The sequence below is a fragment of the Natrinema sp. SYSU A 869 genome, from assembly GCF_019879105.1.
GTDB lineage: Archaea > Halobacteriota > Halobacteria > Halobacteriales > Natrialbaceae > Natrinema.
Map to the genome: position 1 here is coordinate 2,872,601 of NZ_CP082249.1, position 19,367 is coordinate 2,891,967.

A 19,367-nucleotide genomic window follows, 5' to 3' on the forward strand; every position below is an offset into this window, starting at 1 on the left:
CGACCTCGATCATGAGTACACCAACACGAACGGCGACGCGATACTCCGTCCGCGCGTTCGAGCCCGACGATCGAGAGGCGTTCCTGTCGCTGTACGAAACGGTGTTCGGCCACGACAGAAGCCCGGCGTGGTTCCGCTGGAAGTTCCGCGAGAATCCGTTTGTCGACCACATCCCGATCCTCGTGGCGACGGCCGACGGCGACCCCGTCGGCTTCCGGTCGTTTTTTGCCCAGCAGATGCGAATCGGCGAGACTGTCCGAACCGCGTTTCAGCCCTGCGATACGATGGTCCATCGGGACCACCGCGAGCGAGGACTCTTCAACCGGATGAACGAACGCGCCGTCGAGCGCTACACCGACGGCGCACCGTCGTTTTTCTTCAACTTCCCGAACGAGAACTCGAAGCCCGGCAATCTCGCACACGGCTGGCGCGAGGTCGGGACGGTACCAGCCTATTACCGGCCCCAGAACCCCGTCACCGCGCTCGAGGACCGAGGCGATAGTAAGTCGATGGCTGGCACCGGCGACCGGCGGGCGAGCGATGGCGGTCCGACCGCCGCAGTCGCGAACACGCTCGAGGACGCCATCGCGACCTCACAGCGGGCCGGTGACAGACTGTTCGTCGATTCGGACTCGGATCTCGAGCTCGAGCGCTACGAAACGCCGCCGGCGGACACGCTCGAAGCGGTCTACCAGCGGTCGATTCCCGCTGCGATTCACACCGACCGGAGCGCGGCGTTCTACCGCTGGCGGTTCGACAATCCCATCCACACGTATCGGGCCTCCGTCGCCCGACGGGACGGCGACCCGGTCGCCGCGCTCGTCGTCTCGAACGTTGGCGATCACGCGCGGATCGTCGACGCGCTCCCGCGGGCGATTGACGCGGAATCGGCGGCGCTCGAGCGCCTGCTCGCGACGGCCCTCGAGGCGTCCGCGGACCGAAGCTACGTCGAGGCGTTCGGGGAGACGGTGCCGTCACCGTTGCGGTTCCGGTTCTATCCGGACACGCGGCTGCCGCTGTCGGCGCTGATTCGACCAACGTCCCGAACCCTCCTCGCTCGCGATCTCGAGGACGGACTCGCACTCGAGTCGAGTTCGATCGACTCCTGGACGTTCTCGCGACTCGATCTAGACACGACATGACGCTGTCGGACGATGCGAATCGCCGGCAGCGCGGACGGCTCGGCGAGCGGTGCGATCGGTCACTGTTATGGCCGTCGAACCCACAGCTACCACTGTGAGCGATCGACGCGCGGAGGGCGATCGGGACGGCCGCTGTCGGCTGTGCGGGACGCTGCTCCCGGAGCCCGACGGCGAGTCGCCGTCGGACGAGTTCTGTTCGACCGGCTGTCGAGACGTCGCAGCCGAGTTCGGGACAAACGACGGTGTGACGAGCGACGACAGCGACGGCTCCGCCGAGGATAGCGACCCCCCCTTACGGTCCGTTGACCGGCCGGCTGATCCGCGACCGACCGCGACCGCAGACGACGAACGACCGGACGGGACCGTCCGCACGTTCTTCCGGGTCGACGGCATGCACTCCGCGACCTGCGAGGCCTTCCTCGAGGCCGTCGCCGAGGGCCGCGACGGCGTGGACGACGCTGAGGCGAGTTACGTCACGGAGACGATCCGGGTCGATCACGATCCCGATCGAATCTCGACCGACGCGCTCGAGAACGCGCTGAGTACGCTCGGCTACACGGCCTATCTCCGGGACGACGCGACCGCTGACGACGAGACGGGCGGAACCCAGCGCTCGCGCGAGATGTCCGGACTCCGAAAGCGCCGGTCGGACGATATGCTCGAGATGCGATACGTCGTCGGCGTCGTCTTCGGTTCGTTCCTCCTGTTGCCGTTCGTGGCCGTCCTCTACCCGATGTTTCTGACCTCGTTTACCGACTGGGGCGCGATCGAGCACTTCGAGGGCGCCTTTACCGGCTTCAGCGGGCCGCTGTATCTGCCCCTGTTTCTCATTCTGACGGGCGCGATCATCTACCTGACCGGCGGTCCGCTCTTGCGGGGCGCGTACGTCAGCCTGAAACTCCGGCGGCCCACGACAGACCTGCTTGCAGTCTTCACAATACTCAGCGCGTACGTCTTCAGCATCCTCGTCTCCGGGCTCGGGCGCAACGATCTCTACTTCGATCTGACGATCGTCGTGGCCTCGGTCGTGATGGGCGCGACCTACTACGAGGCGACGGTCAAGCGCCGCGCGACGGACCGACTGACCGACCTCACCGTCTCGCAGGTCGACACCGCCCGGCTCTACGCCGGAGACGGCTCGACGACGGAACTCCCCGTTGCCGACCTCGAGTCGGGCGACCGCGTGCTCGTCCGGGAGGGCGAGCGCATCCCCGTGGACGGGACGCTGTCCGAGGGCGAGTGTACTGTCGACGAAGCCGTCGTGACGGGGGAGTCGCTCCCGGTCACGAAAGCGGCGGGAGACGACGTGGTCGGCGGCTCGGTCGTCACCACTGACGCGGCGGTGGTCGACGTCGGCGAGCGGACGACCAGCAGCATCGAGCGGCTCACGCGGGTCGTCTGGAACGTCCAGAGCGCTGACCACGGCGTCACGCGGCGAGCCGACGAGTTCGCCGCGACCCTCGTCCCGATCGTCCTCGCCGCCGCAGTCGTCGTCGGCGTGGGTTCCCTCCTCGCCGGCGCGAGCGGGCTGACCGCCTCGCTGGCCGCCCTCATGACGCTCATGGTCGCCAGCCCGTGGGCGCTCGGCTTCGCGACGCCGTACTCCGTCGCCGCGAGCCTTCAGGAAGCCCTCGAGCGCGGCATCGTGGTCTTCGATGAGACGGTCTTCGAACGCCTCCGCGCGGTCGACGTCGTCGTCTTCGACAAGACCGGCACACTCACGACCGGCGAAATGACCGTCCGCGAGGCCGACGCCCCCGACGACCTGCTCGCGGCCGCCGCCGCCCTCGAGCAGCGAGCGGCCCACCCGGCAGCGGCAGCGATCGCCGACGCGTTCGGGAGCAATGGAGGCGCGTTCGAAGATGACGACGGGACGGCTCGCGCTGACGGCGGCTCGACCGCATCCGGCGAACTGACCGTCCGGGAGTTCCACACCCATGCGACCGGCGTCGAGGGAACCGTGGACGACCGGACGGTACTGGTCGGCCACCCCGACCTCTTCCGGGATCGGGGGTGGACGCTCGAGTCCGACCTCGAGGCACGGATCGATCACGCACGAGAGGCCGGTCGGCTCCCGATCGTCGTCGGCCGAGATGGGACCGCCGAAGGGGTCGTGATCGTCGGCGATGAGCCCCGCGAGGCGTGGGACGAGACGATCGCGGCCCTGGACGAGGACGGGGTCGACGTCGTGGTCCTGACCGGCGACGACGGGACGGCGGCCGATGTCTTCGATCGCCATCCGGGCGTTGACCACGTCTTCGCCGGCGTCTCGCCGGACGGAAAGACGGCGACGGTCGAGCGGATGAAGACCGACGACCGCGTGGCGATGGTCGGCGACGGGACGAACGACGCGCCCGCGCTCGCCGCGGCCGATCTGGGAATCTCGCTGGGTAGCGGGACGGCGCTCGCCGCCGACGCGGCCGACGTCGCGATCGTCGACGACGATCTCGCCGCGGTCGAACGGGCGTTCGCCCTGTCGAGGGCTGCACGCAGTCGAATACGGCAGAATCTCGGACTCGCGTTCGTCTACAACGCGATCGCCATCCCCGCTGCCGTGCTCGGTATCGTGAACCCGCTGGTGACGACCGTCGCCGTCGTAGCGGGGACCCTCCTCATCGTCGGGAACGCTGAGCGATCGCTCGTCGCGGAGTGATCGGCAAATCGCGTCCGCACTCTCTCATCCGTCCTCGAGCGCGCCCCAGGAAACGGTCCGACCGATCTCGATTGAAACGATCAGGCGCTCGTCGAGGTCGTGGTTCGTGTACTGTTCGTACTTTGACTCCAGTGCGCTCACGGCGTCGGTGTGAATCGATGCGTCGGGCTCGAGGATCCGTGCCCGTCCGCGGACCTGAACCCACGCGAGACGCGACCAGTCCTCGCGGTAGCGGTCGACGAGCAGCGTCACCCGCGGGTTCGCCCGAATATTCCGCACGCGCTGGAGGTCAGCGGTCGATTTCGGCTTTTCGTCGATCGCCGAGACGAGTCTGATCCCGTCGCTTTCGTCGTCGGGACCGCCGCTTTGGACTTCGGTCGCATCGACGGCGTCGTCCGTCGACTCCGGCCGCTCCGACTGATCCACGGGCTCGAGCAGCGCGAAACAGATCGGTACCGCGTGAGGTCGTCCCTCGGTGTCGACTGTCGCTAACGCGGCGACACGGGCTCGCTCGAGGAAGGCACGCTCGGCGGGCGTCATGGGGTGACAGACGCTGCGCGGACGGAAAGTGGTGAGGCCGGGGGCGACGCCGGCTCCGAGGAGTCGTCCCGCTACAGCAAACTACTCGGGCCGGCGTCACCCATTCACGGGCAGATGAGTGATCGGATGCGTCGCCGTCGCGCGTACGCTGCCGTCGTTGCCGGGACGCTGGGCTACACCTGCTTGATGTTCATCTGGTTCTCGCTGCCCGCGTATCTCTCGACGATCATCGACGAACTCGGGCTCTCGGGCACCCAGGCCGGCGTGGTCGCGGGGGCGGTCCCGTTGACCTACATCCCGATCGCACTGTTCACTGGGATGGTCGTCGATCGCGTCGGTCCAGGACGGAGCCTCGCGGCCGGCGTGTTGATCTACGGCGTCGCTCAGGTCGCTCGCAGCTTCGCGGCCGGCTTTCCCTCCTTGCTCGCGGCGACGCTGTTGATCGGCGTCGGCGCGACGGCGATCACGTTTGGGCTTCCCAAACTCGTCTCGGTGTTGTTCCCGCCCGACGAGACCGGCTTTCCGTCCTCTATCTACCTCGTCGGGGCGTCGGCGGGGACGGCGAGCGCCTTTGCCGTCGGTCGGCCAGTTCTGGGCCCACTGCTCGGCGGCTGGCGCGCCCTGTTCTTCTGGAGCGGCGTCGTCGCGATCGCGTATGGCCTGTGCTGGTTCGTCGTCGCCCGCCGATTGGGGATCGACGCCCGCAATCGCGCGGCCAACGGCGCGAACGCGGCGGACTCGTCGCTCTCGCTCGCGGCTATTCGACGCGATCTCACCCTCGTCCTTACCCACCGCGAGCTGCAGCTCGTGGTCGTCGTCGGGACGATGTATCTGCTAATCGCCCACGGCATGCAGGGGTGGCTCCCGACGCTGCTCGAGTCCCGGGGCTACTCGCCGGACCGGGCCGGACGGACGACGAGCCTGCTCGTCGCGGCCAATGTCGTCGGCGTGTTGACGGTCCCCGCAGTCGCCGATCGGCTGGGGGTTCGGCGCACCGCCCTGATGGTCTGTGGGCTCGTAGCGGGACTCGGCATCACCGGCGTCCTCTCGAGCGGGCTCGGTCTCTTGCTGCTCGGGAGCGTCGTCGTCACCGGGTTCGGGTTCGGCGGGCTCTCGCCGCTCATCCGGGCAATTCCGCCGGAACTCGAGGGGATCGGCGCGCGGTTGACTGGCACCGCGGTCGGGTTCATCTTCGCCGTCGGCGAGATTGGAGGATTCCTCGGCCCGGTGCTGATCGGGACGCTCTACGATCTCACCGGCTCGTACGTGCCAGGTCTGGGACTCCTCGCCTCGGCGGGCCTCGTCATCGCGGTCGCCGGCGGCGTGTTGCGATATCGGTACGGCGACTCCTGATGAGGGTGGCGAACGGAGTAGCGGCGCTCGAGCGGATGTGCATCCCTGCACGCGTCAGTTCTTTGCCCGTTCGCGGAGTTACGGTCGGACATGTGGCAGGGGGAGGGCTACTGGCTCGTCCGCGTCGTCTTCCAGCGGGGGCTCGCACTGTTGTACTTGCTCGCCTTTCTCGTCGCGGCCACCCAGTTCCGGCCGCTGGCCGGCGAAGACGGGTTGTTGCCCCTCGAGTGGTACGTCGAGGGGGTCTCGTTCCGTGATCGGCCGAGCCTCTTCTATTTCGTCCCGACGGATCGGGCGATCGGGGTCGCGGCCTGGAGCGGCGTCGTGCTGTCGGGGCTGGCGCTGATCGGGGTGCCGTACTGGCTGCCAGCGGGAGCTGCGACGCCCGTTTCGATGGTTCTGTGGGCAATGCTGTGGGCGCTGTACCTCTCCTTCGTGAACGCCGGGCAGACGTTCTACGGCTACGGCTGGGAGTCGATGCTCTGTGAGACCGGGTTCCTCGCGATCTTTCTCGGGGCTGGGTCGGTCGCACCGCCGTTCGTGGTCATCTTACTCCTCCAGTGGGTGCTCTTTCGCAACATGTTCGGTGCCGGGCTGATCAAGCTCCGCGGCGACGACTGCTGGCGCGATCTGACCTGCATGGACTACCACTACGAGACCCAACCGATCCCGAACCCCGTAAGCTGGTTCGCCCATCATCTGCCGGCTCGGTTTCATCGCGTCGAGACCTTCGGGAATCACGTCGTCGAGTTGCTGGTGCCCTTTTGCTACTTCGCGCCCCAGCCGCTGTCGGCGCTGGCAGGTGTCGCGACGATCGGCTTTCAGGGCTGGCTGCTGGTCACCGGGAACTTCGCCTGGCTGAACGCGATCACGATCGTACTCGCGATTCCGACGTTCAGCGACGGGACGCTGGCGGCCGTACTCCCGATTTCCGCGCCCACCACCGCGCCGACGCCGCTGTACCTCGGGGTCCTGGTGGTCCTTCTGGCCGTGCTCGTCATCGTTCTGAGCGTCCAGCCGGTGCGAAACATGCTCTCTGAACGACAGCTCATGAATACGTCGTTCGATCCGCTCAATCTGGTCAACACCTACGGCGCGTTCGGGTCGATAACGCGGGATCGGTACGAGGTCGTCATCGAGGGGACGACCGACGAGGAGATTTCGGGGACGACCGAGTGGCAGCCGTACCGATTCAAGGGGAAGCCGACGGACCTCGAGCGGCGGCCGCCACAAGTCGCGCCCTACCACCTCCGGCTCGACTGGCAGCTATGGTTCGCCGCGATGTCGCCCAGCCCACGCCGGAGCCCGTGGTTCCTCCGGTTCCTGGCGAAGCTCCTCGAGGCCGACGACGAGACGCTCGCCTTGCTCGCCGACGACCCGTTCGACGGCGAGCCGCCGTCACGCGTCCGCGCAATTCGGTACCGCTATCGGTACACGACGCCGGAGGAGCGAGCCGAGAGCGGCCGCTGGTGGGCTCGCGAGCGCGTTGGGACGTACGTGAAGCCGGTCTCGCTCGAGGAGTTGCAGGTCCGCCAGCCGCGATTTCGGTGATCAGTTCCGGTCGGTGGCGATGTTCGTGAGGTCGTTGGTTCGGTCACCCGTCGTCGGATTTCTGGCGTGCCGGCGGCGTCTTCGAGAGATACGTCCCCCAGCGATCGCGGTTGTCGGCGACCCACCGATAGGAGCGCTCGCGGAACCGCTCGTAGTCCTCGAATTGGCGGAGGAACTCGACCGCCTCCCCTGCCGGCTTGGCGATGTCCGTGCGGACGAACGCCTCCTCGATCGAGGCCCCACAGGAGTAGACACCGTCGTCGGTCACCAGATGCGAGCAGTCCTCGTACTCCTCGGGGAGTCGCTCGAGCATGTCGTCGGTGAGGTCGCTGAAGCCGACGATGCGGAGGTCCGTCCGCTCGTCGAAGTACTCTGCCCACCACGTACAGAAGCCGCAGTCGTCGTCGTAGACAAGTATCGCGTCGGTCATATCTAGGCGAACGGGCTCGAGATACAAACGCTTGGCTCGAGGCGCTGGGGGCAGTTGACTTCCCTCGAGTGGCGGAATACTTTGGTCAGGGCGGCGAAGCGATTCCTATGGAGCGGTTCGTGCAACTGATCGTTGCCGGCGGCATCGTCCTCGTCGCCGCTTGCTGGCTCGTCGCGTTCGTCGAGTACGGATCAGCGCCGTGGGTCGGAGGAATCGTTCTCGCCCTGCTCGGGGCGGGAGCCGTCGTCGCCGGCATTACGAACGAACTCGAGTCGGGCGCGTTCACTGTCGGCGAAGATTGATTCGGTTCGGCGACCTGTCGCCAGAACATTATTGAGACCAGTGGCTAATGCTGAGCCATGAGTAGCGCGGCCCGGACGCTTTCGGAACCGCAGGTGCTGGCCCACACGAAGCGGCGACTCTTTCCCGCGGATGACGAGTCGACCGCGTACGCGGTGGCCGATACCCAGTTCTCGATGGAGGAGTGGCTCCCCGGCCAGCCCGTCGACGCGGCCGTTCGTGACTGTTTAGCACCGTTCAACCACGTCCAGATCGGCGGCGGGTACCCCGACCTCGTCGGGGTCCGCACCCTCGAGTCCGACCTCCTCGCCGTCGAGCGCCTCGGGGACGAGCCGCCGTTGATCGCCATCGAGGCGAAGGGAGAGACCAGCGGCGGTGTCGATACCCAACGCGGGATCCTCCAAGCCTACGATCGGCTCCACGAGGTGAACGCGGCCTATCTCGCCGCGCCGGTGGCCGCAATCTCCGAGACCGACCGGACGCTCGCGCGGGAGCTGAACGTCGGCGTACTCGGTGTGGATTCCGCGGGGAGCGTGGACCCGCTCGAGGTGCCTCGCGTCGTCGGCAATCGGACGACGACCGAGGCAACGGCGCTCCGGTTTCAGGCCAGTGCACAGGGGGTCGCGGACGCGTCGTTCGGTCTGAACCATCCCAAGAACTACCTCGGCTATCCGCTGGCACACTACGCAGCCGGCGACACCGAGGCGCTGCTGTCGGAGTATAAGGTGGTGAGCGCCGTCGATAGCGCTCGACAAGGTGCTGAATTCCTGGGATTGATCGACGACGGCGTCGGTGTCGAGGGTGTTGACCTGACCTCGCTCGGCGAGGAAGTCGTCCGGTTTGCAACGGCGCGCTACGGGACCGTCGAGGCAGCTCTCGAGGAATTCGAGAACTGGTACCGGTCGGTGAAACGATTCGTTGATCTCGCGCCGGCATGGGGGCAATTAGCTCGACGCGTGCTGTTCGACTACGAGGCGACCGAGTTGCTCGTCCGCGAACTCCAGTGCATGTACGAGGACGGGATCGCGGAGCCGTCGCTCGTGGACGTTGTGGTGTACCTGCACGAGTTGCATCCGTCGTTCACCGTCGAGTTGTTCGTTCGGGGGACCGATGGCGTCCGGAGTCGTGTACTTACCACGGACGGTGAGCTTCGGCCTTCGACGCTCGAGGACGGCTCCGTCTATCATTCGCCGACAGTATTCCAGCTGAAGGCGATGCTGTACCACACCGGGATTCTTACTGAACGTGGCGCGGAGCCGAGTCGGCTCGAGCCCCTCGAGGACGTCTGGGCGCTTCGAGAGCCGGTCTGATTCACCTCGATCTCTGCCAGCGCTGACGATTTCCCTTCAGTCCCATCTGATAGTAGGGGGATGGCAAATCAGCGACCGTGTTCCGAGTGTGACTGCGACCAAACGAAAAAGACCGGAGTGTTCGTTACTCGCCGTCCGCTTCGAGTTCGCCCGCATCGAGTTCGCCCTCGAGATACTCGACTCCTGACTCGGTAATCTTGTAGTAGCCGCGTTCGACGCGATGGACTACTCCGTAGTCGACGAGCACGGAGAGCCGCCGATTGATATGTACTCGAGTGGTTTCGATATTCTTCCCGACAACGGCAGGCGAGAGGATGAGATTCGACGTGTAGAGCACTTCGAGGATGCGCTCGTCGGACGGCAATTGCATCCAGTCACCGGGTTTCCGCCTCGGTTCTGTGTTTTGAAGCAAACTTTTACTACCTCTTAATACGGAAATTACCTTCGGTTAATACTTAACTCCTCTGAATCGGCTTCCCACCGAGAGATGCGGGCCCTATCACGGTGCTTCGGTCGAAATTACCGGCCTCGAGTCGTCTGCGAGTGACGACCGATTACGGCGATTCGAACCCGTTCCGTTCCCGATGCGCGGCGAGAAACGTCGCATGTGGTCGGCGATCCTCGTCTTCTGGCAGTGTGAGCGGTTCGTTCTCGAGGGCCGCGAACTCCTCGTAGCCCTCGAGGTCGGGCCGGTCGGCGATCAGAATCCGATAGTCGTCGGACACCGCGAGCCAGCCGGTGTCGAACGCCCAGTGATGAAGCCGACAGAGGGCGAGGCCGTTTCGAACGTTGTCGCGGCCGTTTTCCCGCTTTGGGTAGATGTGGGCCGCCTCGATGTCAATCGTGCCGTCCGGCGATTCGCGCGAATTCCCACAGATCGCACACCGGCCGTCGTAGGCGGATGCGACTTCCTTCGGGAACGCGCTCGAGCGAACCCGTCGCTGGACCTCGGTGAACTCCTCCGCATCGTCGGTAAGGGCCGGTTCATCGTCCTCGTCGTCCGCGACCACCTCAGACACCGACGCCGAGAGCGCCTCGAACTCGGCCGGCTCGATCTCGAGGCGGTCCATCGTGAACTGATAGACCATCCGCCCGTCCCGCGAGACGTACTCGGCGTCGACGATGTCGACCAGCCCTTCATACCGAAGTTCGTCGCTGTCCGCCGGCTGATAGAAGAAGTACACCGGGGCAGTCGATCGGTCGGCCTGCTCGAGGAGCGCACCGTTGGCACCGGTCAACTGCTGGTCGCCCTTTTCGGGGACCCCCTCCCCGATGTAAGTAAAGCGATCACCGTCGATTTCGTCGCCGTAGGGGCCGCCCTCGCGAGCCTTCACGATGATGTACGCCAGCTCCCCATCGTCGTCCGTTCGCGGACTGATGCCCTTGATATACGAGCCAAAATTGGTGTCAAACGCGTCCTCGAGGTCGATCTGGGCGTAGAACTCGTCCTGCTCGAGGGTTGGAGAGTCTGACGACCGTCGCTGTGCCAAGTCCCGGCCGCTGTCCGTCAACGAATTCACGCCGTCGGATCGCTTGACGTAGCCGAGACTCTGTAGCCAGCCCCTGTGTTGGGCGGGTCCGGACGCGTCGTTCCAGTCGAACTCGGGATGATCGGCTCCGATCGCATCGCCCAGTTCAGCGTCCGTCTTCGGTCCATCGAGCAGCGCCTCGAGTGTCGTCTCAAAGCCACGAACGGTACTCGAGAGCAGTTCGTAGAGTACTGCCGGATCCGTCTCTGAGAGCCACGCCATCCCCTGCTGGGTGAGTCGAACGCGATCCGGATCGAGCTCGAGCAGGCCGATTGACTCGAGAAAGGCGAGCCGATTGCGAATGCCGTCGTCGCTCGTCGCTCGCGTGTTTGATTTGACCCACTCGAAAACCGCCGCTTCGGTCGGATTTTCGGTGAGAACGTACGTGCAGAGTTGCTCGAGGACGTTCGTGTAGTTCCCCGCACCGCCGAAAAACCGAACCGCGATATTGCGTTTGTCCCCTCCCATCGATGATAGTCGCTATTGTTGACGTTGTGCGGACGCAGGTATAAACGAGTGGCAGAAGCACGGCTGGCTCGAGATCACACAATCTTTCACCCAAATCTTCACTTCGTTCGCGGTTGGAGTGTCATTCATGTCCGACACAGCGCTCGCCGATCAGGAGTGTGAGGCCTGTACGAGCGAGGACAAACCGCTCGAGCCGGATGAGTACGCCGACTACCGCGAGGAGATTCGCGACGACGTGTGGACGGTCGTCGACGACCACCATCTCGAGGGCACCTACACGTTCGCGGACTTCCGTGACGCCCTCGAGTTCACGTACGAGGTAGGCGAGTTAGCGGAGAAAGAGTGGCACCATCCGGATATCCAGCTTGAGTGGGGCGAGGTAACGATCGAAATGTGGACGCACAAGATCGATGGCCTCCACAAGGCCGATTTCGTGATGGCTGCCCGGATGGACCGCATCTACGACGACTACGAGCCGGACGAGGACACGTAGCGCCGACGGCGCGGCATTTGTCCGCTCCAAGGCAATCGGAGTCGGTGCGGTCTTTTCAACGGCGGTTCGACCGCTGACACACCACTGCTTCAAGTGAACCGGAACGGGGACGAATCGGGACGGAGACACGGGAATGACTCGGGACGGAGACACACACAGTTGCATCTGTACAGGGGGTTCCGTCGGATGATTCGCTCGAGACCGTGACCCAGAGACACCACCACTACATGTGAACAGGCGAGATTATCCTAGTCTAATAGCCCGATTGCGAGAGTACGGGCGGCTACCCGAGACACCACCGCTTCGCGTGAAATTAGTCGCTAGCTGCGAGATGAGGATCGATGGGAGCCATCCATCTGGAAATGTGACGCCATGACACACCACCGATACAAGTGAAACGGAAATCCGGCGTCGTGTCGCTCGAGATTTACTTGCAACGGTGGTGTGGTGCGGACGGAGACCATGCCAGTGCTGTCGGTCTTCCGAGCCAACGCTGCTGACAGACGGTCTTAGACGACGCTGTTCATTCGAGCGATGTCGCGAATCGTTTCGATCTCCTCGTCGAGGTAGAGCACGTCGGCCATCGCATCGACGGCGCTCGAGAAGGGAACGTCGAGTTCGTAGCTGTAGTAGTTCCCACGAGAGCCGCTTCGGTTTTCCTTCGCCGAAAGGATGCCGAGCATCCGCAGATCGGAGAGGTGATTGTGGACCGATCGCTGAGCCAGCGAGTCGGTTCCCGAGGACTCACAGAGCGCTTCGTATTCCTGATACAGCTCCCGCGTTCGGCAGGGTGTCGACTCCTTGGCGGCTTTCGAGACGACCGCCAGCAACGCGAGCCGACCGTGCGTAGTCAGTTCTCGCATCCCCTCTTCGACTCGCTCCTGCTCGAGTTTCGACCGTGCCTGTTCGACGTGGCTTTCCCGAATCGCGTCGTCGTCGTTGTTCTCCGCCACTTCGCCGGCCAACCGGAGGAGATCCAGTGCTTGCCGGGCGCTCCCGCTGTCGCGCGCGGCCAGTGCTGCACAGAGGTTCAGGACGCCGCTGTCGCAGCCGCCCTCGGTGATCGCGACCTCGGCTCGAGACTCGAGGATGTTGGTCAGTTCGGACGCCTCGTAGGGGGGAAACTGCAGTTCGCGTTCGCAGAGCGTGTCCTGGACGCGGGGATCGAGCTGTTCGCGGAACTTGAAGTCGTTGCTGATGCCGATGAGGCCGACCTTCGTCGCCTCGAGATAGCCGTTCGAGCGGGCGCGGGGCAGTTCGTACAGCAACTCGTCGCGGTCGCCGATGGAATCGATTTCGTCGAGAACGATGACGACTGTGCCGTCCAGCGCCTCGAGTTCGCTGTAGAGCTTCTTGAAGACGGTCTGTTGGGGGTAGCCGGTCGTGCTGATCTCAGCGCCCGCGGGACGGAGCGTATTGACGAGTTCGACCGCAACCTGATATGACGAGTTGAGCGTCTTACAGTTGACCCCCAGTACCGAGAGGTCGATATCGTCGTACTCGGTGGCGTCTTCCTGCAGGACGTCGAGGAGATAGTCGGTGACGGCGGTCTTGCCGACGCCCGTGTTGCCGTAGAGAAAGATGTTGTTCGGCTCCCAGCCGTCGATGATCGGCTGGAGCGCGTCCATGTACGCCTCGATCTCTTCGTCCCGCTCTTCGATCTGTTCGGGCTGATACGACTCCCCCAGTGCGTCCTTGTTGTGGAAGATGTTCTGCTTCCGCTCGAACCGAGGCATGTCCATATCAAGCGACAAGCGGTATTTAAAACCACTTTTTCATCTGATGCAAGTGAACCCACACACACCACTGTTTCATGTGAAGGCTAGTCTAGTAGGGGACCGAAAGAGAACAGTCCACGATTTCATCTAAAGCGGTGACACGTTTTGCACAGATTCGAGGACGACTCGAGGATACGTTTCGTGACGACGCAAGGACGACTCTAGTAGTTTTAGCTCAATAGAATTTCAGCTCGATAGGGTGGCCCCAAGTCGCGACGGCACGGGTCCTTGAGGCGGGCCACTCAGCCCAACCCTGCGTGACGGCGCTTCACTTGCAACGGTGGTGTGTGTCTGTCAAATGAGGCTGTCGCTGGCATGGTCAGGCCGTGATAGCGTGGTCCAGACGAGACCACTGACTGATCCACCCTCGAGAAACCGAAGCGCCCTCGACGACGGATCGATTTCCCGTCCCCCGCTATATACTAGACCGGGTCCCGAAACACCTTACAGCGACGAATCGATGAGTCCGTTCGTCGATCCGTCGGCTGAACGTCCCGTTTCTTCGAGCGTGACCTCAATGCCTTCGCTCGCGTCCGCGACTGTTACGGTATAGCCCTGATAGGAAAACTCGAGACCGGTAAAGCCGGTCTCGCCCGGAAGCGAGTCGAGAAGGTCGGGATCAATCACGTCGTACAACGGCTGTAACTCGACCGGATCGGTATCGGAGGTCTGAGCGACGAGATCGATGATGGCCATGCTGAGCTGGTCGTCGGCCGCGACGGACACTGATATCGACTCAAGCGAATTCATACTCCTGCTGCGGGACCAAGAGTAAAGAACATGTCCCAATATTTCATCCAGCCGTTCTCGGAGAAAAGAACGATTTAGTACGCCGAACTAGTCGGTCGAGTGGAAGCGACTGCCAGCGAGTATTCCGAAGTCAGATATACGTGTTACGGTATCGTTCGCGATCGGACGACCGCTCGTGATCGAACGACTACTCGCGGCGTGGGACCTCGTGACGCCCGAAGCCGTACCGGAGCCGGTTCGCGAGTCGCCGCGAGAACCGGCCGTCGTCGGCCCGTGATCCGAACCGCTCGGAGAGCGCCGTGTAGATCAGCGGCAGCGGGACCTCCTGCTCGAGGGCTTCCTGAACGGTCCAAGTCCCCGTCGAACCGCCTTCAATGCGATCCGCGACGTCGCCCAGATCGTTCCCCTCCTCGCGGAAGGCCTCTTCGCACAACTCAAGCAGCCACGAGCGGATCACCGCGCCGTTGTTCCAGACGGAGGCCACGTTCTCGAGGTCGAGGTCGTACCGGCCCTCGTGGAGCAACTCGAAGCCCTCGCCGTAGGTCTGCATCAGGGCGTACTCGACACCGTTGTGGATCATCTTGACGTAGTGTCCCGAGCCGGCGGGTCCCATCCGCTCATGGCCGTCGGGGCCGGTCGCGACAGCGTCGAAGACCGGTTCGAGTTCGTCGTAGGCCCACTGGGGGCCGCCGACCATCAGCGAGAAGCCCAACTCGGCACCGGCGGGGCCGCCGGACGTGCCGCAGTCGAGATAGGCCGCGGGACAGGACTCGGCGCGGCGGACGGAATCCTCGAAGGCGGAGTTACCGCCGTCGACGACGATATCGTCATCATCGAGGTGGCTCTCGAGTTCCTCGAGGGTGACGTCGACCGCTTCGCCGGCAGGGACCATCAGCCAGATGCGCTTGTCCGCTCCCAGTCGGTCGACGAGATCGTCGATCGACGCAGCGGGCTCGGCACCGGCGTCGGCTGCCGTCGCGACGGCTTCCTCGTCCAGGTCAAAGGCGACCACGTCGTGGCCGGCTGCGAGCGTGCGATCGACGACGATCTGTCCCATCCGTCCGAGTCCGATCAGGCCCAGTTGCATGACTAGGGGTCGGCCGGCCGGTGTGGTAGTGATTGCGGTTCCACGGCGGCCGCGATCGTCGCCACCGACCACGAATTTGACAGAAGAAGTCGGGAACGCGGGTTCGACAGAAGAAGTCAGGAATGCGGATCCGACTGGGGTAGTCGACAGGGAGCGCGTCCGTCGACGAGCGCTCGAGCGGAACCGCGTTACTCCGCATCGGTCGACGGCGACGGCGCGGCCTCGAGGCCGATCTCGATCCGGCTCCCGCCGAGGGCCGACGTCGCGAACGAGATGGAGCCGCCGTAGCTGTCGACCATCCAGCGGACCAGCCAGAGTCCGAGGCCGCTGCTGTGAGTGAGCTGTGTGATGTCGGTCTCGCCGGTGACGACGGCGGTTTCCGCTGGCGGGATGCCAGGGCCGTCATCGGCGACAGCGAGTTCGACTCGCTCGCCGTCACGCGAGACCGACACGTCGACGATCGGTGTCGATCCCCCGTATTGAATCGCGTTCTCGAGGAGGTTCTCGATGACGAGCCGTAGTCCGGAGTCGGCCCAGGCCCAACAGTCGCCGTCCGTTGAGACGGAAACGGTCGCGTCCTCGGTCTCTGTCTCGGTGACGGCCTCCTCGGCGGTCGCAGCGACGTCGACAGGCTGGAGGTCGCTGTCTCGGTCGAGCGCGTGCTGGATGGCGCGGGTCTTCTCACTGGTGCCTGCGAGATCGGTCGCGGTCTCTCGAAGCGTGTCCGCGGCGGCCGCAAGCTCCGGATCGTCGAGCCGTTCGCGGAGGAGTTCGGCGTAGCCGATAACGACAGTGAGATCGTTCCGCAGGTTGTGCCGGAGGACGCGGTTGAGAACCTGCAAGTACTGTTCGCGCTCCTTGCGCTGGGTGATATCCCTGACGACGCTGACGGTCCCCTGGAACGTCTCGGACGCGATGTCGTCCTCGCTGCGGGGTAACAGCGAATACTCGATCTCGACCGGGAACTGCTCGCCGTCGGCGGTGGTGTAGGTGGCCTCGAAGGCATCGCTGTCGCGCTGGGGATCCGCGAGGAGATTCTCGACGTGTTCGACTGCGCGATCGTACGATTCGTCGGTGAAGATGCGCGAGACGGGCTCGCCGATGAGCGCCTCGCGGTCGTATCCCAGCCGCTCGGCCAGCGGGTCGGTCACCAGTGTCAGGCGAGCGTCGTCGTCGACCGCGTACACCATCCCCTCGACGGTCTCGAGGACCTGTTCGTGGCGCAACAGCTCTTCGCCGCGGTCGGCCCGCTCGAGTGCGGCGGCCGCGCTGGCGGTCAGTAGCTGTGCGAGTTGGATGTGATGGTCATCGAAGGCACCGCTGACCGGCGAGCCAACGTTGAGGAGGCCGTGGTCGCCGATCGGAATACACATCGCACCGTGAATCAGCTCGTACTCGAACAGTGAGCTGCGCTGTACGTCCTCGAAGATGATCGGGTCGGCGGTGCGGAACGCTTCGCCCATCTCGCTCTCGTGGATCCCGACCCGCTTTCGCTCGTCGAACAGTTCGCCGACGGCGTCGGAGGCGGCCGTCAAGACAAGATCCTCCGTCTCCGGATCGTAGAGCCGGACGGTACCGATTTCGAAGCCGAGGACGCGCTCGGCGGCATCGACAACGATCTCGGCGACATCCGCCTGTGTTTCACAGGAAAACAGGGCTCGCGTCGTCTCGAGTAATTCGGTGACGACGTCCGCCCGACGTTGCTGGTCGGTGACGTCGCGAACGACAGACACGAACGCGATGTCGTCCGGATCGGTCGACTCCAACGGCGTCACGTTCGCCTCGATCGGGACGGTCCCGCCATCGACTCGCTGGAGGTCGGCTTCGAACGTCTCACGGCTCGAACCGTCCGTCGCCAGGGACATGGCGGTGCTGATCCAATCGCCGCGGCCCGCTTCGGCGACGAGGCTCGACAGGTGCATGCCGACGAGTCGCTCTCGGTCGGCACCGACGAGGTCGGCGAAGGCATCGTTGACGTGGACGAATCGCCGGTCGGAATCGATCACGAGGACGCCATCGTCGATCGTCTCGACGATTGTCTCATAGCGTTGCAGTTCGATCTCTCGCTCGTGGCGGTCGGTCACGTCGGTGACGGACACCGAAAGCTCGGTCTCGGAGGGAGAGAGCTGGAGTTGCAGCCATCGCTCTATCGAGGGGACGTATTCCTCGAGGGTGGCCGGCGTCTCCTCGGCCATCGCACATCGATACTCCGTCTCGAGCGCCGAGCCGATCGCGTCGGGGAGTGCCGTCCAGAGCGAGGTTCCCACGGCCCCGTCGTCGCCGAGCAGTTCCTCGGCCCAGCCGTGTACCGATGTCAGCCGCCAGTCCTCGTCGACGGTGAGGACGGCGTCGTCGAGTCGCTCGAGGGTCCGCTCGCGAGCGGTCCGCACGCGCTCGAGTTCGCGTTGTCGCGACTGATCCTCGAGTTCGTGGCCGATCCAGTTCGCCAGCAGTTCGACGATCGTCCGTTCCCACTCGGAGAACGACACGGAGCGATCCGAGCGGGCGAAAAAGCAAAGCGTCCCCCACAGGTCGCCGTCGACGGTGACCGGGACGCCCAGAAAACAGGTGATGCCGTACTCTCGAAAGGCACCGCGGTCGGTCAATTCCGGGCGCTGGTCCGTGACGGCGGTAAATCCGAGCGACTCACCGGAGTCGACGATTCGCTGGCAGTAGGCCTCCGACAGGGGGAACGTCTCCCCGCTCGTGATGTGGTCGTCGACGCCCGAGACGTATTTGAAGGTATAACGGTTGCCGTCGATCCGCGAGAGCGTTCCGTACTCGACGCCGAGCGCGGTGCGACCGATCGACAGGAGCGCCTCGAGGCGCGCATCGAACGGACCGTCGTCGGAAACGATCGCGTGGATCCGGTCGAGGATCGCATCGCGCTCGGTTCGGCTCACCCGACCGTTCGGCCCGTCTCCGCTTGGGTCAATCCCGATCGGGGACTCACGGTCGGGGTCGAGTCCGTCGCGCCTCTCCCCGACGTTCCGTTCGGTCCGAGTACCCGCTTCGATCGTCTCCCTGTCGGGTCGATTGGCGGACGCCGTGCTCTCCGTCGTCTCTGCGCTCGCGGAGTTGGAAGTAGTCGAGACGGCCGCGACGCGCTCGACGAGCGTCTCCTCAGTCGTTCGGATGACGTACTCCGTTGCCCCCGCACGCGTCGCCGCGGCCGCGGCGGCACCGTCGGGCGTCGCCGTCGTGTACACGACCGGCACCGATGGGGCAGCGTCAGCCGCCACAGCGACGGTCGCGACGCGATCGGTGCCGGTCCCGTCGACGACGATGCAGCCGATAGCGGTCGATTCGAGGCAGTCGATGACCGCTGCTCGCTCCTCCGGAACGACCACGTCGAACGCGGCCTCAAGGGCGTCGAGCGGTGTCGAGTCGTCCCCGACGAAGACGACGCGCTGCCCGGCTCGGGTCACAGTGGGGCCAACGGAGGTAGCCGATGGTGATTAATGTTATGGCGTGAGAGAATGGAGCAGACAGCCATCGGGAGGGACACCTACGCGATCGGTTCCTCGAGGCGAGCCCAGCCGATTGCATCGAGTACGACGATTCGATCGTTGTACTGGACGTAGACGCCGTTGTACTCGCTGTCGTCGGCATCGTAATAGGGCAGCGTTTGCCGGATCCGGTCGACGACGGACCAGGCGCCGTCGCGCTCGAGAGTAATGTGTTCCCATTCCTCTCGCGCACCGTTACGGATTGCCCTGTCGAGTGCCCGTCGTGCACCGGGAATCTCGCCGAGTCGTTGCGCGGACGCGTCGACGACGGTCGCATCGTCCGGGATGTCTTCGGGACCGACGACCCGTGCGCCGAGGTCTGCCTTCGATCGTGACGTGCGGGTCGCTGACCGCTCTGAACGCAGGACGTAGCCAGCCACAGCAGCCGTCCCCACCGCGAGGAGCGACAGGGCCATGTCTTTCCCCCTGATCATTAGCGAGTACGTTACAGTAACTGACTAAGTATCTTTCGCA

The 19,367-nt window shown here is 64.6% G+C and carries 16 protein-coding genes; 7 read left to right on the forward strand and 9 right to left on the reverse strand.

The features are described from left to right. The first annotated feature begins 11 nt into the window (after nucleotides 1-11). The gene (locus tag K6I40_RS22340) at nucleotides 12-1,142 is read left to right on the forward strand and encodes a GNAT family N-acetyltransferase (protein WP_222916743.1); all 1,131 of its coding nucleotides are present in this window, start codon (nucleotides 12-14) and stop codon (nucleotides 1,140-1,142) included. A 94-nt stretch (nucleotides 1,143-1,236) separates the two neighbouring features. Then, on the forward strand, nucleotides 1,237-3,795 hold the full coding sequence (locus K6I40_RS22345) for a cation-translocating P-type ATPase (RefSeq protein ID WP_222916745.1): 2,559 nt from the start codon (nucleotides 1,237-1,239) through the stop codon (nucleotides 3,793-3,795). Between the two features lie 24 nt (nucleotides 3,796-3,819). Here the strand turns inward: K6I40_RS22345 and K6I40_RS22350 are convergent, their stop codons facing one another. Further along, a complete protein-coding gene (locus K6I40_RS22350; RefSeq protein WP_222916747.1) occupies nucleotides 3,820-4,335 on the reverse strand; it encodes a pyridoxamine 5'-phosphate oxidase family protein in 516 nt (171 codons plus the stop codon). 114 nt (nucleotides 4,336-4,449) lie between these two features. Between K6I40_RS22350 and K6I40_RS22355 the strand changes: the two genes are divergently transcribed. Together K6I40_RS22355 and K6I40_RS22360 are read left to right on the forward strand one after the other, a co-directional pair. Next, a complete protein-coding gene (locus K6I40_RS22355; RefSeq protein WP_222920434.1) occupies nucleotides 4,450-5,688 on the forward strand; it encodes an MFS transporter in 1,239 nt (412 codons plus the stop codon). 90 nt (nucleotides 5,689-5,778) lie between these two features. Continuing rightward, nucleotides 5,779-7,239, forward strand: coding sequence for a lipase maturation factor family protein (locus K6I40_RS22360; RefSeq protein WP_222916749.1), 1,461 nt, complete (start codon nucleotides 5,779-5,781; stop codon nucleotides 7,237-7,239). Between the two features lie 43 nt (nucleotides 7,240-7,282). On the opposite strand, the gene K6I40_RS22365 is transcribed toward K6I40_RS22360, so the two are convergent. After that, nucleotides 7,283-7,669, reverse strand: a complete 387-nt coding sequence (locus K6I40_RS22365; protein WP_222916751.1) for a DUF393 domain-containing protein — start codon at nucleotides 7,667-7,669, stop codon at nucleotides 7,283-7,285. A 107-nt stretch (nucleotides 7,670-7,776) separates the two neighbouring features. On the opposite strand from K6I40_RS22365, the gene K6I40_RS22370 reads away from it, so the two are divergent. Continuing rightward, nucleotides 7,777-7,971, forward strand: coding sequence for a hypothetical protein (locus tag K6I40_RS22370; protein WP_222916754.1), 195 nt, complete (start codon nucleotides 7,777-7,779; stop codon nucleotides 7,969-7,971). Between the two features lie 57 nt (nucleotides 7,972-8,028). Further along, nucleotides 8,029-9,279: a hypothetical protein gene (locus K6I40_RS22375; RefSeq protein WP_222916756.1), complete on the forward strand. Its 1,251-nt coding sequence runs from the start codon at nucleotides 8,029-8,031 to the stop codon at nucleotides 9,277-9,279. A 124-nt stretch (nucleotides 9,280-9,403) separates the two neighbouring features. Here the strand turns inward: K6I40_RS22375 and K6I40_RS22380 are convergent, their stop codons facing one another. Together K6I40_RS22380 and K6I40_RS22385 are read right to left on the reverse strand one after the other, a co-directional pair. Continuing rightward, a complete protein-coding gene (locus tag K6I40_RS22380; RefSeq protein WP_222916758.1) occupies nucleotides 9,404-9,649 on the reverse strand; it encodes a transcriptional regulator in 246 nt (81 codons plus the stop codon). A gap of 184 nt (nucleotides 9,650-9,833) precedes the next feature. Continuing rightward, nucleotides 9,834-11,276 carry an HNH endonuclease gene (locus K6I40_RS22385; RefSeq protein WP_222916761.1) on the reverse strand — a complete coding sequence of 481 codons (1,443 nt, stop codon included), beginning with the start codon at nucleotides 11,274-11,276 and terminating at the stop codon, nucleotides 9,834-9,836. Between the two features lie 127 nt (nucleotides 11,277-11,403). Here K6I40_RS22385 and K6I40_RS22390 point away from each other — a divergent pair, with 127 nt between their 5' ends. After that, on the forward strand, nucleotides 11,404-11,769 hold the full coding sequence (locus tag K6I40_RS22390) for a 4a-hydroxytetrahydrobiopterin dehydratase (RefSeq protein WP_222916763.1): 366 nt from the start codon (nucleotides 11,404-11,406) through the stop codon (nucleotides 11,767-11,769). 509 nt (nucleotides 11,770-12,278) lie between these two features. On the opposite strand, the gene K6I40_RS22395 is transcribed toward K6I40_RS22390, so the two are convergent. The 5 genes from K6I40_RS22395 to K6I40_RS22415 all read right to left on the reverse strand — a co-directional run bounded on the left by K6I40_RS22395 (nucleotide 12,279) and on the right by K6I40_RS22415 (nucleotide 19,327). Next, the gene (locus tag K6I40_RS22395; RefSeq protein WP_222916766.1) at nucleotides 12,279-13,505 is read right to left on the reverse strand and encodes an orc1/cdc6 family replication initiation protein; all 1,227 of its coding nucleotides are present in this window, start codon (nucleotides 13,503-13,505) and stop codon (nucleotides 12,279-12,281) included. A 486-nt stretch (nucleotides 13,506-13,991) separates the two neighbouring features. Further along, nucleotides 13,992-14,297, reverse strand: coding sequence for a HalOD1 output domain-containing protein (locus K6I40_RS22400; RefSeq protein ID WP_222916768.1), 306 nt, complete (start codon nucleotides 14,295-14,297; stop codon nucleotides 13,992-13,994). 187 nt (nucleotides 14,298-14,484) lie between these two features. Beyond that, the gene (gene gnd, locus K6I40_RS22405; protein ID WP_222916771.1) at nucleotides 14,485-15,384 is read right to left on the reverse strand and encodes a phosphogluconate dehydrogenase (NAD(+)-dependent, decarboxylating); all 900 of its coding nucleotides are present in this window, start codon (nucleotides 15,382-15,384) and stop codon (nucleotides 14,485-14,487) included. Nucleotides 15,385-15,572: 188 nt separating this feature from the next. After that, nucleotides 15,573-18,812: a PAS domain S-box protein gene (locus tag K6I40_RS22410; RefSeq protein ID WP_222916773.1), complete on the reverse strand. Its 3,240-nt coding sequence runs from the start codon at nucleotides 18,810-18,812 to the stop codon at nucleotides 15,573-15,575. An 80-nt stretch (nucleotides 18,813-18,892) separates the two neighbouring features. After that, the gene (locus tag K6I40_RS22415; RefSeq protein ID WP_222916775.1) at nucleotides 18,893-19,327 is read right to left on the reverse strand and encodes a hypothetical protein; all 435 of its coding nucleotides are present in this window, start codon (nucleotides 19,325-19,327) and stop codon (nucleotides 18,893-18,895) included. Nucleotides 19,328-19,367 lie beyond the last annotated feature (40 nt).

What these genes read in the sequence shown, in the direction of transcription:
- K6I40_RS22350 (WP_222916747.1), bottom strand. Translation starts at nt 4,335, where the DNA reads ATGACGCCCGCCGAGCGTGCCTTCCTCGAGCGAGCCCGTGTCGCCGCG.
- K6I40_RS22380 (WP_222916758.1), bottom strand. Translation starts at nt 9,649, where the DNA reads ATGCAATTGCCGTCCGACGAGCGCATCCTCGAAGTGCTCTACACGTCG.
- K6I40_RS22375 (WP_222916756.1), top strand. Translation starts at nt 8,029, where the DNA reads ATGAGTAGCGCGGCCCGGACGCTTTCGGAACCGCAGGTGCTGGCCCAC.
- gnd (WP_222916771.1), bottom strand. Translation starts at nt 15,384, where the DNA reads ATGCAACTGGGCCTGATCGGACTCGGACGGATGGGACAGATCGTCGTC.
- K6I40_RS22340 (WP_222916743.1), top strand. Translation starts at nt 12, where the DNA reads ATGAGTACACCAACACGAACGGCGACGCGATACTCCGTCCGCGCGTTC.
- K6I40_RS22395 (WP_222916766.1), bottom strand. Translation starts at nt 13,505, where the DNA reads ATGCCTCGGTTCGAGCGGAAGCAGAACATCTTCCACAACAAGGACGCA.
- K6I40_RS22400 (WP_222916768.1), bottom strand. Translation starts at nt 14,297, where the DNA reads ATGAATTCGCTTGAGTCGATATCAGTGTCCGTCGCGGCCGACGACCAG.
- K6I40_RS22390 (WP_222916763.1), top strand. Translation starts at nt 11,404, where the DNA reads ATGTCCGACACAGCGCTCGCCGATCAGGAGTGTGAGGCCTGTACGAGC.
- K6I40_RS22355 (WP_222920434.1), top strand. Translation starts at nt 4,450, where the DNA reads ATGAGTGATCGGATGCGTCGCCGTCGCGCGTACGCTGCCGTCGTTGCC.
- K6I40_RS22360 (WP_222916749.1), top strand. Translation starts at nt 5,779, where the DNA reads ATGTGGCAGGGGGAGGGCTACTGGCTCGTCCGCGTCGTCTTCCAGCGG.
- K6I40_RS22415 (WP_222916775.1), bottom strand. Translation starts at nt 19,327, where the DNA reads ATGATCAGGGGGAAAGACATGGCCCTGTCGCTCCTCGCGGTGGGGACG.
- K6I40_RS22365 (WP_222916751.1), bottom strand. Translation starts at nt 7,669, where the DNA reads ATGACCGACGCGATACTTGTCTACGACGACGACTGCGGCTTCTGTACG.
- K6I40_RS22370 (WP_222916754.1), top strand. Translation starts at nt 7,777, where the DNA reads ATGGAGCGGTTCGTGCAACTGATCGTTGCCGGCGGCATCGTCCTCGTC.
- K6I40_RS22385 (WP_222916761.1), bottom strand. Translation starts at nt 11,276, where the DNA reads ATGGGAGGGGACAAACGCAATATCGCGGTTCGGTTTTTCGGCGGTGCG.